10 protein-coding genes and 1 pseudogene are annotated in these 13,176 nt (G+C 72.5%); 5 read left to right on the top strand and 6 right to left on the bottom strand.

Going from position 1 to position 13,176, the window contains the following annotated elements; genetic code table 11:
• Position 1: 1 nt before the first annotated feature.
• The 3 genes from ADK65_RS14485 (at position 2) to ADK65_RS14475 (ending at position 3,162) form a co-directional block, all read left to right on the top strand.
• Positions 2-430 carry a MerR family transcriptional regulator gene (locus tag ADK65_RS14485; protein ID WP_053670525.1) on the top strand — a complete coding sequence of 143 codons (429 nt, stop codon included), beginning with the start codon at positions 2-4 and terminating at the stop codon, positions 428-430.
• Positions 424-759, top strand: coding sequence for a thioredoxin family protein (locus ADK65_RS14480; protein ID WP_324614271.1), 336 nt, complete (start codon positions 424-426; stop codon positions 757-759). The genes ADK65_RS14485 and ADK65_RS14480 overlap by 7 nt, the downstream gene beginning before the upstream one ends.
• 171 nt (positions 760-930) lie before the next feature.
• Complete coding sequence (locus ADK65_RS14475) at positions 931-3,162, top strand: HelD family protein (protein ID WP_199825636.1); 2,232 nt, start codon at positions 931-933, stop codon at positions 3,160-3,162.
• 37 nt (positions 3,163-3,199) lie between these two features.
• Here the strand turns inward: ADK65_RS14475 and ADK65_RS14470 are convergent, their stop codons facing one another.
• The 3 genes from ADK65_RS14470 to ADK65_RS14460 all read right to left on the bottom strand — a co-directional run bounded on the left by ADK65_RS14470 (position 3,200) and on the right by ADK65_RS14460 (position 5,130).
• The gene (locus ADK65_RS14470; protein ID WP_053670523.1) at positions 3,200-3,610 is read right to left on the bottom strand and encodes a hypothetical protein; all 411 of its coding nucleotides are present in this window, start codon (positions 3,608-3,610) and stop codon (positions 3,200-3,202) included.
• Entirely contained in the window at positions 3,607-4,071 is a 465-nt protein-coding gene (locus tag ADK65_RS14465; RefSeq protein ID WP_053670650.1) for a hypothetical protein, read from the bottom strand. Before ADK65_RS14465 ends, ADK65_RS14470 begins: the two co-directional genes overlap by 4 nt.
• 114 nt (positions 4,072-4,185) lie before the next feature.
• Positions 4,186-5,130 (bottom strand): LysR family transcriptional regulator, encoded by a 945-nt coding sequence (locus ADK65_RS14460; RefSeq protein WP_053670522.1) that lies wholly within the window; start codon positions 5,128-5,130, stop codon positions 4,186-4,188.
• Positions 5,131-5,227: 97 nt separating this feature from the next.
• Here ADK65_RS14460 and ADK65_RS14455 point away from each other — a divergent pair, with 97 nt between their 5' ends.
• The gene (locus ADK65_RS14455) at positions 5,228-6,148 is read left to right on the top strand and encodes a zinc-binding dehydrogenase (RefSeq protein ID WP_053670649.1); all 921 of its coding nucleotides are present in this window, start codon (positions 5,228-5,230) and stop codon (positions 6,146-6,148) included.
• The gene (locus ADK65_RS14450) at positions 6,145-7,137 is read left to right on the top strand and encodes an alpha/beta hydrolase family protein (RefSeq protein WP_053670521.1); all 993 of its coding nucleotides are present in this window, start codon (positions 6,145-6,147) and stop codon (positions 7,135-7,137) included. The genes ADK65_RS14455 and ADK65_RS14450 overlap by 4 nt, the downstream gene beginning before the upstream one ends.
• Before the next feature lie 42 nt (positions 7,138-7,179).
• Here the strand turns inward: ADK65_RS14450 and glgB are convergent, their stop codons facing one another.
• From glgB to ADK65_RS39260, 3 genes and pseudogenes are all read right to left on the bottom strand, one after another.
• On the bottom strand, positions 7,180-10,068 hold the full coding sequence (gene glgB, locus ADK65_RS14445; protein ID WP_078955972.1) for a 1,4-alpha-glucan branching enzyme: 2,889 nt from the start codon (positions 10,066-10,068) through the stop codon (positions 7,180-7,182).
• Positions 10,069-10,096: 28 nt separating this feature from the next.
• Positions 10,097-11,539, bottom strand: coding sequence for a maltokinase N-terminal cap-like domain-containing protein (locus ADK65_RS14440; RefSeq protein WP_053670520.1), 1,443 nt, complete (start codon positions 11,537-11,539; stop codon positions 10,097-10,099).
• Positions 11,540-11,731: 192 nt separating this feature from the next.
• Positions 11,732-13,176, bottom strand: a pseudogene (locus tag ADK65_RS39260) (alpha-amylase family glycosyl hydrolase); the annotation flags it as partial.

The following is a 13,176-nucleotide window of genomic DNA, read 5'->3' as shown; positions in this document are numbered from 1 at the left end:
CATGCGAATCGGCGAGCTGGCCGCACGGGCCGGGACCACGACGCGGACGCTGCGGTACTACGAGTCGCGCGGGCTGCTGCCCGCGCGGCGCACCGGCAACGGGTACCGGTCCTACGACGAGAGCGACCTGCGCCTGCTGCGGCAGATCAGGACGCTCCAGGACTTCGGGTTCGACCTGGAGGAGACACGGCCCTTCGTGGAGTGCCTGCGCGCCGGGCACCCCGAAGGCGACTCGTGCCCGGCGTCGCTCGCGGTCTACCGGCGCAAGCTGGACGAACTCGACGCGCTGATCGGTCAGCTGGCCGGCGTGCGGGACACCGTCGCACGGCAGTTGGAGCGGGCCGAGCTGGCGCGGGCCGAGCTGGCCGCCGAGGCGGAGGTTCCGGGCGGTCCGGAGCCCGCATGCGAGCTGGGAGGGGAACCATGGTGACGGGAGTGACCGGCGTGATGGATGTGACCGACGCGGATTTCGAGGCGGAGGTGATCGGCGCGGAGCTGCCGGTGCTGGTGGAGTTCACCGCGGACTGGTGCCCGCCCTGCCGGCAGATGGGACCGGTGCTCAAGGCCCTCGCCGCCGAGCAGGGCGACCGGCTGAAGGTGGTGCAGCTCGACGTGGACTCCAACCCGGCGACGACCAACGCCTACAAGGTGCTGTCCATGCCGACGTTCATGGTGTTCCGGGGCGGTGAGCCCGTGAAGGCGATGGTCGGCGCACGGGCCAAGCGGAAACTGCTGGAGGAGCTGGCCGACGTGATGTAGGCGACCCGCCCGGACGACAGGAAATCCCCCGAGCAATTGCGCTCGGGGGATTTCCTGGCGTATATTTTTCTGTTCGTGACTTCAATCGGATTGCGGTCACGTGAAGTTCAGTGAGCACAGTATATCCGGGCGGGAGCGGAATTGTCAAACACCGAATTTCCGGACGATGAATTGCGACAGGAACAGGAATTCATCGACGGGTTGTACGCGCGCGTGGACGCGCTGCGCGGCGACGCCGAGACCTCCGTCGCGGACGCGCTCGCGCAGGGCAACACGCCCCAGCAGGCCAGACTCGAGCGGGACATCCTCGTCGCCGAGCGCTCCGGGCTGCTCGCCGCGCTGAACGCGGTGGACGGCTCCCTGTGCTTCGGCCGGATCGACCTCACCTCGGGCGTCACCCACCACATCGGCCGCATCGGCCTGCGCACCGACGACGCCGAGCGCACCCCGGTGCTCATCGACTGGCGCGCCGACGTCGCCCGCCCCTTCTACCTGGCCACCGGGCACACGCCGATGGATCTCCGGCGCCGCCGGCACATCGCCACCGACGGCCGCCGGGTCACCCACCTGCACGACGAGATCCTCGACCTCGGCGACGAGACCCGCACCGGTCACGAGGATCCGACGGGCGACGCCGTACTGCTCGCCGCCCTCAACTCGGCGCGCACCGGCCGCATGGGCGACATCGTGCAGACCATCCAGGCCGACCAGGACCGCATCATCCGCGCCCCGCACCGCGGCGTCATGGTGGTGGAGGGCGGCCCGGGCACCGGCAAGACGGCCGTCGCCCTGCACCGCGCCGCCTACCTGCTGTACGAGCACCGGGAGCTGCTCGCCAAGCGGGCCGTGCTGATCGTCGGGCCCAACCCGGCGTTCCTCGGCTACATCGGCGAGGTGCTGCCCTCCCTCGGCGAGACCGGTGTGCTCCTGGCGACCGTGGGCGAACTGTTCCCCGGGGTGAAGGCGACCGCGACCGACACGCCCGAGGCGGCCGCCGTGAAGGGCCGTGCCGGCATGGCCGACGTCCTCGCCGAGGCCGTGCGCAGCCGGCAGGCGCTGCCCGACCCCGTGATCGCCATCGAGCACGACCGCGAGGTCCTCATGCTCGACGACGGCCTGGTCAACATGGCCCGCGAACGCACCCGCGCCGCCAAGCTGCCGCACAACGCCGCCCGCGAGCACTTCGAGGGCCACATCCTCAACGCCCTCACCGACCTGTACGCCGAACGGATCGGCACCGACCCCTTCGACGGGTCCAGCCTGCTCGACCCCAGCGACATCACCCAGATCCGCGACGACCTCGCCGAGAACCCCGAGGTCTGGGCGGCCGTCGACCAGTTGTGGCCGCTGCTGACCCCGCAGCGGCTCGTCGCCGACCTCCTCGCCGCGCCCGAGGAGTTCCTGCCGGCCGAGGACGCCGACGCCGTACGCCGTCCGGTGACCCGGCGCTGGACGGTCGCGGACGTGCCGCTGCTCGACGAGGCCGCCGAACTCCTCGGCGACGACGACCGGCTCGCCCGCGACCGCGCCGAGCGCGAGCGACGGCGGCAGATCGCCTACGCCCAGGGCGTGCTCGACGTGTCCTACGCGTCCCGGACCTACGAGTTCGAGGACAAGGAGGAGGACGACCCCGAGAGCTCCGAGGTGCTGTCCGCGCACGACATCATCGACGCCGAGCGGTTCGCCGAGCGGCACGAGGAGGACGACCACCGCAGCGCCGCCGAACGCGCCGCCGCCGACCGCACCTGGGCGTTCGGGCACATCATCGTCGACGAGGCGCAGGAGCTGTCGCCGATGGCCTGGCGGCTGCTGATGCGGCGCAGCCCGACCCGCTCGATGACCCTGGTCGGCGACCCGGCGCAGACGGCGGAGGCGGCCGGGGTCGGTTCCTGGTCGGGCATCCTCTCGCCGTTCGTCGAGGACCGCTGGGAGCACACCCGCCTGGGCGTCAACTACCGCACCCCGGCCGAGATCATGGACGTCGCCGCTGCCGTGGTGCGCGCCGAGCACCCGGACTTCGAACCGCCCAGCTCGGTCCGCTCGACCGGCGTACGCCCCTGGGCGCGTGCCACCGGCGACCTCCCCGGCGCCGTCGCCGAGGCGGTCGGGGAGCTCACCCCGGCCGAGGGCAGGCTCGCGGTGATCGCGCCGCGCGACCTCCACCGCTCGCTCGCGGCCCGGCTGGACGGTGTGACGGCGGGCGCCGAACCCGACCTCACACAGACCGTGGTCCTGCTCGACCCCCGCCAGGCCAAGGGCCTGGAGTTCGACTCCGTCCTCGTCGTGGAGCCCGGCCGCTACGGAACCAGCGACCTGTACGTGGCCCTGACCCGGGCCACCCAGCGGCTGGGCGTGCTGCACACCGGGGAGCTGCCGAAGCCCCTGGCGGCAGCGCTCGGGTAGCGGAGCGGCCCCGTACCCGCCCGGGTACGGGGCCCGCCTACCGCAGCATCGACCTCGGATCACGCAGCGCGTGCCACAGCCCGGCCCCGAGCGGTACGACCGTCAGGGCGAAGAAGACCCAGAACAGGAACTCGGCCCGTGGCGCGAGGTCGTAGACGGTGCCGTCCTCCCAGAGGCAGTACGCCCGCGGCGGGAACGGGGTGGAGACCCCCGTCACCTTCCCGCTCCCGATGACGCCCTCCCGGTACGGCTCCTGGGGGCAGGGGGCGGTCTCCGGGAACAGCACGGGATCGTCCGCCACCATGATGAACACCCAGGTGAGAGCGCCGAGCGGCACCGCCCAGAAGACCGACATCTTCACCCACAGCGGCAGCAGCGGATGCGCCAGCAGCCCCCGCAGCGCGACCCAGCCGACCACCAGGACGACGAAGACGGGGAGCAGTGTCATGACGGCACGGCCGCCTTCCGGGCGCGCAGTTCGCTCATGTAGCCCACGCCGATGACGAGCAGGGCGGCGGTCAGGGCGAGGGACGCGCTCGCCCCGTTCATCCACCCGTAGTCCGGATCACTGGAGTAGACGGTCCCGTCCTTGCGCACACAGTCGAAGCGCAGTGGCAGGTACGAGGACCGGTGATGGGACAGCCCGTCCCGCGTGGCCTCGTCGAATCCGTCGCGGCAGGCCGGGGCGGGGACCGAGTCCGCGCCGTGACCGAACGCGTGCTCCGACGCCAGCACGGAGGAGAGCCCCAGCGCGTACACGGCCGCGGCACCCCACGCGGCGGCCGCCGCGGCACGGCGCAGCAGATGCGCCCGCCACGGCTCGGGCCGGCCGGGAAGCGCCATCGCGACGACACCGGCCGCGGCGATGAGCGCGCCGACGGCACAGGCGATCGAGACTCCGAGCCCCATCAGCACGGCGGGACCTTCGAGAGGGTGTCCATGCGGCCACCCCACCAGGGCCGGGCCGGTCGGGCTGTGGTGGAAGCCACTCCTCCGGTCACACCCCTGTCACAGGCAGCGGGCTCACCCCGCCCGGCGCGGGTGCGCGTTCGCGGGCGGCTCGGGCAGCCAGTCGCGCGCCGGATCGTACTCCAGCCACCGGCTCGGTCCCGCCTGCGCGGCGAGGGCGGTGGTGAGGGTGTCCAGCCCCGGGTGCCCGCTTCCGGTGCGCCACAGCAGCGACCAGGCGTACAGGGGCGTGGGCTCGACCAGCGGAACGGAGCGCAACCCCGGTACGTCCGGCAGGGGCACGTCGGCGGGCAGCAGCGAAAAGCGCCGCGGGTCCGCCACCACCTCGGCCAGGAACGGGGCGAGGCCCAGGTTCACGGTGGTGGCCGTGGTGGGGATGGCGAAGCGCCGGGCGAACCGGTGGAGGAAGTCGAGGCGGTCCAGCGTCCCGGGTGCCCACAGCACACCGCCGCGCAACTGCTCGGGCCGTACGGCCGGTTCGGCCGCGAGCGGATGGCCCGCGCCCAGCACGGCGTCCACCGGCTCCAGCCGCACCAGACGGTGCGCCAGCCCGGTGGGCAGCGGAGGGTGCACCCGGCCGAAGGCCGCGTCGATGTCGCCACGCAGCAGGGCGGCCGTCACCGACGGCAGATCACGGCCGTGCCCCAGCACCAGGTCCCCGGCACGAGCGGTCACCCCGGCCAGGGTCCGCATCGGCGCGTAGAGGTGGCCCCAGACGTCGACCCGCAGGGGCCGGTCCGCCCCCACGGCCGCCGCGACGGCCGACTCGGCCGCGGCCAGGGCCTGCCGCGCCGGCGCGAGGAAACGCCGCCCCGCCTCCGTGAGATCGACCGCCTGGCCGCCGCGCCGGAACAGCACGGTGCCGAGCAGCGATTCGAGCCGCGCGATCCGCTTGGACAGCGCCTGCTGGGAGAGGCCGAGCGTGCCGGCCGCCCGCCCGAAGTGCAGTTCCTCGGCGGCGCGTACGAAGGCCCGTACCTGCGCCATGTCGAGATCCATGGCTCCCCAGCCTAGACCTCGGGCGACAACCGAACGTTGTCGGTCCCGCCCGTTCGTTGTTGGATCACGGGGCGGCCGCGAGGGTTGCATGTCGGGTATGCGAAGACTGATCCCCACGGGGGAGGCGGTCCGTCCGGTCGCCTTCGCCGAGGTTCCCCCGCCCGTCCCTGAGCCCGACGAAGCACTCGTCAAGGTCGAGGCGTTCGCGCCGAACCGGGGCGAGACGTTTCTCCTCGAGCACCCCCGCCCGGGGCTGCTGCCGGGCAAGGACATCGCGGGACTGGTGGTGCAGGCCGCGGCCGACGGCTCGGGCACCGCCATCGGCACCCGCGTGGTCGGACACCCGGCGCGGGCCGGCTGGGCCGAGTACGCCGCGGTGCCCACGCACTCCCTCGCACCCCTCCCGGACGGCGTCGACAGCGTCCGGGCGGCGGCCCTGCCCCTCGCCGGCATCACCGCCCTGCGCCTGCTGCGCACGGCCGGTTCCCTGGCCGGCACACGGGTGCTGCTCACCGGCGCCTCGGGCGGGGTTGGCCACTACGTCACCGAACTGGCCGTCGCAGCCGGAGCCGAGCTGACCGCGGTGACGGCCACACCGGAACGCGGCGAGCGCCTCAGGGAACTGGGCGCGGAGGTCGTGCACGAGGTGGCGGCGGCTGACGGGCTCTTCGACGTGGTGCTGGAGTCCACGGGCGGGCCGGACCTGCCGGCGGCTCTCACCCGGACGCGCCCGGGCGGGCTGGTCGTCTGGTTCGGCCAGGCGAGCCGCACCCCGGCGACCCTCGACTTCTTCGCGCTCCTCGGCGGCCCCGAGCGCGTGACACTCCAGCACTTCCACTACGCCGGCGCCCCCTACGGCCCCGACCTCGCGACGCTGGTGCGCCTCGTGGAACACGACCGGCTGCACCCGGAGATCGGCAGGACCGCCGACTGGACCCACACCGCCGGCACGCTGGTCGACCTGCGCGAGCGGCGGATACGCGGCAAGGCCGTCCTGCTGACGGGAGGAACCCGATGAACGCCTCTGAGTTCGCCGCCGCCCAGTGGACCCGCGCCACCGGTGCGGGTGTCGACCCCCACGAGTACCGGCGTGTCACCGCCGCCCTCGCCTCCGTCGCCGACTGGGGACCGGCCTTCTCGCGCACCGGCCACGCCTGCGTCGAGCGTGCGGAGCGGGCAGGTTCGTCCGTCTCCGCGGGGGAACACCTGCTGATGGCGGCCCGCTGGTTCCACCTCGCCACACTCGCCCCCTACGCGCAGGCGGACCGTGCCGCCGCAGCCGCCGACCATGCCCTGAGCCGGGCGCTGACCCTGTTGGAGCCCGGTGCGCGACGCATCAGCGGTGCCGGTTTCACCGGCTGGCTGCGCGGCCCCTCGGACGCCCCCGGCACGGTGATCGTGGTGCCCGGGCTGGACTCGGCCAAGGAGGAGTTCCTCGATCTGGCGTCCGTGCTGCTGGCCCGCGGGCTCGCGGTGTTCGCGATGGACGGACCCGGGCAGGGCGCCCTCGCGGCCACCACCCCCCTCACCCCGCACTACGAGCAGGTCGTCGGCCGGGTCGTCGACGCCCTCGGCGTCCCGCGCGTCGGACTGGCCGGCCTCAGTCTGGGTGGCTACTACGCGGCACGCGCCGCCGCCCTGGAGCCCCGCGTGGCGGCCGTCGCCACCGTCAGCGGCCCCTTCCGTCTCGACTGGGACGAACTGCCCCCGCCCGTACGGGACATCATGACCCGGCGGGCCGGAGGAGCCGACGCCGCCCGCGCCTTCGCCCGCCGGGTGGATCTCACCGGCCTGGCACCGCGCATCACGGCCCCGCTGCTGGTCGTGGACGGCGGCCGGGACGTCATCCCCGGCGTGACCAACGGCGAGCCGCTGGCCCGCCTCGCACCGCACGGCACCCATCTGCCGGTCCCGCACGGCGACCACCTGCTCGGCAACGCGCGGAGCGACTGGCTGCCCCCGCTCGCCGACCACCTCGCGCACACGCTGACGGGAGCGGCGGTGTGAGCCGCTCCCGTCGACGCCTTGTGCCTTCCCCTGCCCGGATCCTTAAGCCGGCCGCAGCCACACCGTCGCCAGCGGCGGCAGTGTCAGGCGGATGCTGGCCGGGCGGCCGTGCCAGGCCGCGGGCTCGGGCTTGACCGGGTGGGGGTTGGTGACGTCGCTGCCGCCGTAACGGGCCGCGTCGGTGTTCACGGCCTCGTGCCAGGCGGGGACGTCGTCGGGGACGCCCAGGCGGTAGTCCGGGCGGGTGACCGGCGCGAAGTTGGACACCGCCAGCAGCGGGACGCCCTCCGGGTCCAGCCGCAGGAAGGCGAGGACGTTGTCGTCGGCGGCGTCCCCGACGATCCACTCGAAACCGGCCGGGTCGGTGTCCAGGCGCCACAGCGCCGGGGTCGCCCGGTACACGGTGTTCAGGTCGCGGACCAGGTCACGCACCCCGCGGTGGTCGGGCTCCGCCCCGTACCCCGGATCCAGCAGCCACCAGTCGGGGCCGTGCGCCTCGGACCACTCGGCGCCCTGTGCGAACTCCTGCCCCATGAACAGCAGTTGCTTGCCCGGATGGGCCCACATGAAGCCCAGGTAGGACCGGACCCCGGCGCGCTGCTGCCACCAGTCGCCGGGCATCTTCGACACCAGGGAGCGCTTGCCGTGCACGACCTCGTCGTGCGAGATCGGCAGCACGTAGTTCTCGCTGTAGGCGTACACCATGGAGAAGGTCATCTCCCCGTGGTGGTACTTGCGGTGCACCGGCTCGTGGCTCATGTACTGCAGCGAGTCGTGCATCCAGCCCATGTTCCACTTCAGCCCGAACCCGAGCCCGCCGAAACCGCTCGGGCCCTTGTGGTGGGTGGCCCGGGTGACACCGTCCCAGGCGGTGGACTCCTCGGCGATCGTGACGACGCCGGGCACCCTGCGGTACACCGTCGCGTTCATCTCCTGCAGGAACGCCACCGCGTCCAGGTTCTCCCGGCCACCGTGCTCGTTGGGCGTCCACTGGCCCGGCTCGCGCGAGTAGTCCAGGTAGAGCATCGAGGCCACGGCGTCCACCCGCAGGCCGTCGATGTGGAACTCCTCGCACCAGTACACGGCGTTCGCGACCAGGAAGTTGCGCACCTCGTTGCGCCCGAAGTCGAACTCCAGCGTGCCCCAGTCGGGGTGCGCGGCCCGCAGTGGATCCTCGTGCTCGTACAGGGGTTTGCCGTCGAACTCGGCCAGCGCCCAGGCGTCCCGCGGGAAGTGGGCGGGCACCCAGTCCATGAGGACGCCGATGCCGGCCTGGTGCAGCTTGTCGACCAGGTACCGGAAGTCGTCCGGCGTGCCCAGCCGGGCCGTCGGCGCGTAGAAGCCCGTCACCTGGTAGCCCCAGGAGCCACCGAACGGATGCTCCGCGACCGGCATCAGCTCGACGTGCGTGAAGCCGAGGTTCTTCACGTAGCCGGGGAGCTGCTCGGCCAGTTGACGGTACGTCAGACCAGGCCGCCAGGACGGCAGATGGATCTCGTACACCGAGAACGGCGCCTCGTGTGCGGGGACGTCCGCGCGCCGGGCCACCCAGTCGGCGTCGCCCCACTCGTACGCCGAGGACGTGATCACCGACGAGGTGGCGGGCGGTACCTCCGTGCGGCGGGCCAGGGGGTCGGCGCGCAGCGTCTTCGAGCCGTCGGGGCGGGTGATCTCGAACTTGTACAGCTCGCCCTCGCCGATGTCCGGCAGGAACAGCTCCCACACCCCGGACGAGCCCAGCGAGCGCATGACGTGCCCGGTGCCGTCCCAGAAGTTGAAGGTGCCGGCCACGCGCACCCCGCGCGCGTTCGGCGCCCAGACCGCGAACCGGGTGCCGGTCACGCCCTGGTGGGTCATCGGGTGTGCGCCCAGCGCCGTCCACAGCTCCTCGTGGCGGCCCTCGCCGATCAGGTGCAGGTCGAGGTCGCCCAGGGTGGGCAGGAAGCGGTAGGCGTCCTCGGTCTCCAGGACCGTGCCCTCGTACTCCACGATCAGCCGGTACGCCGGGACCTCCCGCAGCGGCAGCAGCCCCGAGAAGAACCCCTCCCCGTCGTCGTGCAGCTCCGCCCGCAGCTCCCCGGCGACGACGGTCACCGCCAGGGCGTACGGCCGGAACGCCCGGAAGGCGACGCCGCCGGGCACGAGGTGCGCGCCGAGCACCGAGTGAGGGTCGTGGTGCGTGCCGCCGAGCAGCCGCTCCCGGTCCGCCGCGTCGACGGCGGGCGAGACGGCGACCTCCACCTCCGGCGGAACGACCTGGGCGGCAGCGGCCTGGTCGGCAGGTGTCTTCGGGGCCGGGGCCTTCTTGACCGCGCCCTTCTTGGGGAGGCTCTTCGCGGGCACCTTGGACGCGGTGGTCTTGACCGCGGCGGTCTTCTTCGCGGGGGCCTTGGCGGTGGGCACCTTCTTGGCGGCGGCCTTCTTGGCGGTGGCCTTGGTGGCGGCGGCCTTCTTCGCCGTGGCCTTCTTCGCGGCGGTCTTCTTGGCGGTGGCTCCGGCCGCGGGAGACCCGGCAGCCGTGACATCCGCTGCCGAGACCTTCGTGGCGGTGTTCTTGGCCGCCGTCTCCCTGACCGCCGTGGCCTTCTCGGCAGCGGTCTTCTTCGCGGCCGTCTTCTTCACAGCCGTCTTCTTCGCGGCGGTCTTCTTGGCGGCAGCCGCCTTCTCCGACGACGGCTGTCCCGCCGACGTCTTCTTGGCGGCAGCCTTCGTCGCCGCCTTCTTGGCCACGGTCTTGGCGACGGTGGTTTTGCCGGCGGCGGCCTTCTTGGCGGTCGCCTTCGCGGGGGCCGCCTTCTTCGCCGCTGCCTGTTTCGGCACCGCCGTCTTCTTGGCGGCGCTCTTCTGCTGGGCGGCCGTGGGCTGCTCGGGGATCTTCTCCCCGGCGGTCCCCTTGGGACGCGAACCGCTGGACTCAGGGCGGGGGGTCACGGGCGGAGCCTCCAGGGCGAGGGGTCGGTCAGGTCAGGTGGCCGGTCGAGGCGAGCCGGTCTATGGCGGCCAGGGGCACCGGCAGCCAGTCGGGGCGGTGCCGGGCCTCGTACACCACCTCGTAGATCGCCTTGTCCGTCTCGTAGGCCCGCAGCAGCACCGGGTCGGTGCGCGGATCGCGGCCGGAGGCCTCCGCGTAGCCGGAGCAGTACGCGGAGCGGCAGGTCTCGGCCCAGTCCGGCTGGGGCGGGTCGGCCGAGCGTGCCGCGTAGTCGAAGGACCGCAGCATGCCGGCGACGTCACGTACCGTCGGTTGCGGCATACGGCGCTCGGCCAGCGGCCGGGCAGGCTCACCCTCGAAGTCGATCAGCCGCCACTCGCCGGACGGCGAGCGCAGGCACTGCCCGAGATGCAGATCGCCGTGCACCCGCTGCGCGGTCCAGGTGCGGCCCTCGGCGGCCAGATCGCCCAGCGCCGTGAACGCCGACCGCAGGCCGCGGGCGTACGGCCGCAGCGCGGGCACCGCCTGGACGGCAGCGTCCAGCCGCTCGATCATGCCGCCGACCATGAGCTCGAGCTGCGTGTGACCGAGGGTGACGGTCGGCAACGCCCGGGCCAGCGCGGTGTGCACCTCTGCGGTGGCCCGCCCCAGTGCCCGTGCCTCGGCGCCGAAGTCCTCGCCCTTGGCCAGCTCGCGCAGGGCCAGCTCCCAGCCGTCGGAGGCGCCCTGCAGGAACGGCTGGAGCACCCCGAGGACGTACGGCTGGCCGGCGAGGTCGCCCGGGCCCGCCGTGACGACCGGGTCGGCCGTGGGGGCGATGTCCGCGACCATCCAGGCCGTCGGCGCGGGCACCCGGGGGCAGTTCTCCCCGGCCAGCGCGAGCGGCAGCTCCAGGTCGGGGTTGACCCCGGGCACGATCCGGCGGAGCAGCTTCAGGATGAACGTATCTCCGTAGACGAGGGACGAGTTGGACTGCTCGGCGGTCACCACGCGTGGCACCAGCCCGGAGCGGATGTCCTGCCCGGGGTCCCGCTCGAAGCGGAGCCGCCCGACCCGGGCCTTGGAGCGCAGTGCCTCCAGGAGCAGCTCGGCGGGCCGGGTGTCGTGCAGTGCGTCGTAGACGGTCCGGCCGGCCAGCGGTCCCGTCGGCACGTGTCCGATCAGCGCGGGCGCCAGCCGAGGCGGCAGCGTCTCGCGCACGCCTATCAGCAGCTGGTAGCAGTCACCGGGGTGGCCGGGCGCCCCGCGGGACTGCACGACGGGCTGATGGGCGCGGACGAGCAGGTGGTACAGGCCCAGCTTGGACGTGGCCGGGAGCAGCTCGGTGGCCTCGACCAGCGTGAACCCGGTGACCGGCCGTCCCTTGCCCGCGAACCAGCGCTGCCGCGGCAGCCATTCCCGCAGCAGCGGATCCAGGGAGGGCAGAAGGCCGGGCGGGGTGGTGACGGTGCGTGTGACGGCTTCCGACATGACGTCGCGTCCTTTCACCCATGTGTGGTGCGCCTTCCGGCGCCTGCGACCGGCCCCGGACGGCGCCCCTCCGGCTCACGCGGGCGGGCGGGGTGTTACTGATGCGTGCCCCGGGCGGGGCGGAGGAAACGCCCCGCCGCCGGGGTTTGCGGCCCGTCCCGCGGATCGGGCCTCAACAGGCCTTTTCAGGCCTCACATGCTCTCCTTGCGGAGCCTGAACCAGTAGAACCCGTGCCCCCCGAGGGTCAGGAGGTACGGCAGCTCGCCGATCGCCGGGAAGCGGACCCCGCCGAACAGCTCCACCGGGTGCCGCCCCTCGAAGGCGCTCAGATCCAGCTCCGTGGGCTGTGCGAAACGCGAGAAGTTGTTCACGCACAGCACCAGGTCGTCCTCGTACTCGCGCAGGAACGCCAGCACGGCCGGGTTCGTCGAGGGCAGCTCGGTGTACGAGCCCAGTCCGAAGGCCGGGTTCTGCTTGCGGATCTCGATCATGCGGCGGGTCCAGTGCAGCAGCGACGAGGGCGACGACATCGACGCCTCGACGCTCGTGACCTGGTAGCCGTAGACCGGGTCCATGATCGTGGGCAGGAACAGCCGCCCCGGGTCGCACGAGGAGAACCCCGCGTTGCGGTCGGGCGTCCACTGCATCGGCGTGCGCACCGCGTCCCGGGTCGGGCGTCCACTGCATCGGCGTGCGCACCGCGTCCCGGTCGCCGAGCCAGATGTTGTCGCCCATGCCGATCTCGTCGCCGTAGTACAGGATCGGCGAGCCCGGCAGGGACAGCAGCAGGGCCGTGAACAGTTCGATCTGGTTGCGGTCGTTGTCCAGCAGCGGGGCGAGCCTGCGGCGGATGCCGATGTTGGCGCGCATGCGGGGATCCTTGGCGTACTCGGCCCACATGTAGTCGCGCTCTTCGTCCGTGACCATCTCGAGCGTCAGCTCGTCGTGGTTGCGCAGGAAGATGCCCCACTGGCAGTTCGACGGGATCGCCGGGGTCTTGGCCAGGATCTCGGAGACCGGGTAGCGGGATTCCCGCCGGACGGCCATGAAGATGCGCGGCATGACGGGGAAGTGGAACGCCATGTGGCACTCGTCGCCGCCGCTCGGGTAGTCGCCGAAGTAGTCGACGACGTCCTCGGGCCACTGGTTGGCCTCCGCCAGCAGCACGGTGTCCGGGTACTGCGCGTCGATCTCCTTGCGCACCCGCTTCAGGAAGTCGTGGGTGGCCGGGAGGTTCTCGCAGTTCGTGCCCTCCTGCTGGTACAGGTACGGCACCGCGTCCAGGCGGAAGCCGTCGATGCCCAGGTCCAGCCAGAACTTCAGCGCGGAGATCATCTCCTCCTGCACGGCCGGGTTCTCGTAGTTGAGGTCCGGCTGATGGGAGAAGAAACGATGCCAGTAGTACTGCTTGCGGACCGGGTCGTAGGTCCAGTTGGAGGCCTCGGTGTCGACGAAGATGATCCGCGCGTCCTGGTACTGCTTGTCGTCGTCCGCCCACACGTAGTAGTCGCCGTAGGGCCCGTCGGGGTCCTTGCGTGACTCCTGGAACCACGGGTGCTGGTCGCTGGTGTGGTTCATGACGAAGTCGATGATCACGCGCATGCCGCGCTGGTGGGCGGCGTCGACGAACTCCACG

The sequence above is a fragment of the Streptomyces sp. NRRL B-1140 genome, from assembly GCF_001280065.1.
In the GTDB taxonomy this organism is placed as follows: domain Bacteria; phylum Actinomycetota; class Actinomycetes; order Streptomycetales; family Streptomycetaceae; genus Streptomyces.
This window is presented reverse-complemented; position numbering and strand designations above follow the sequence as displayed.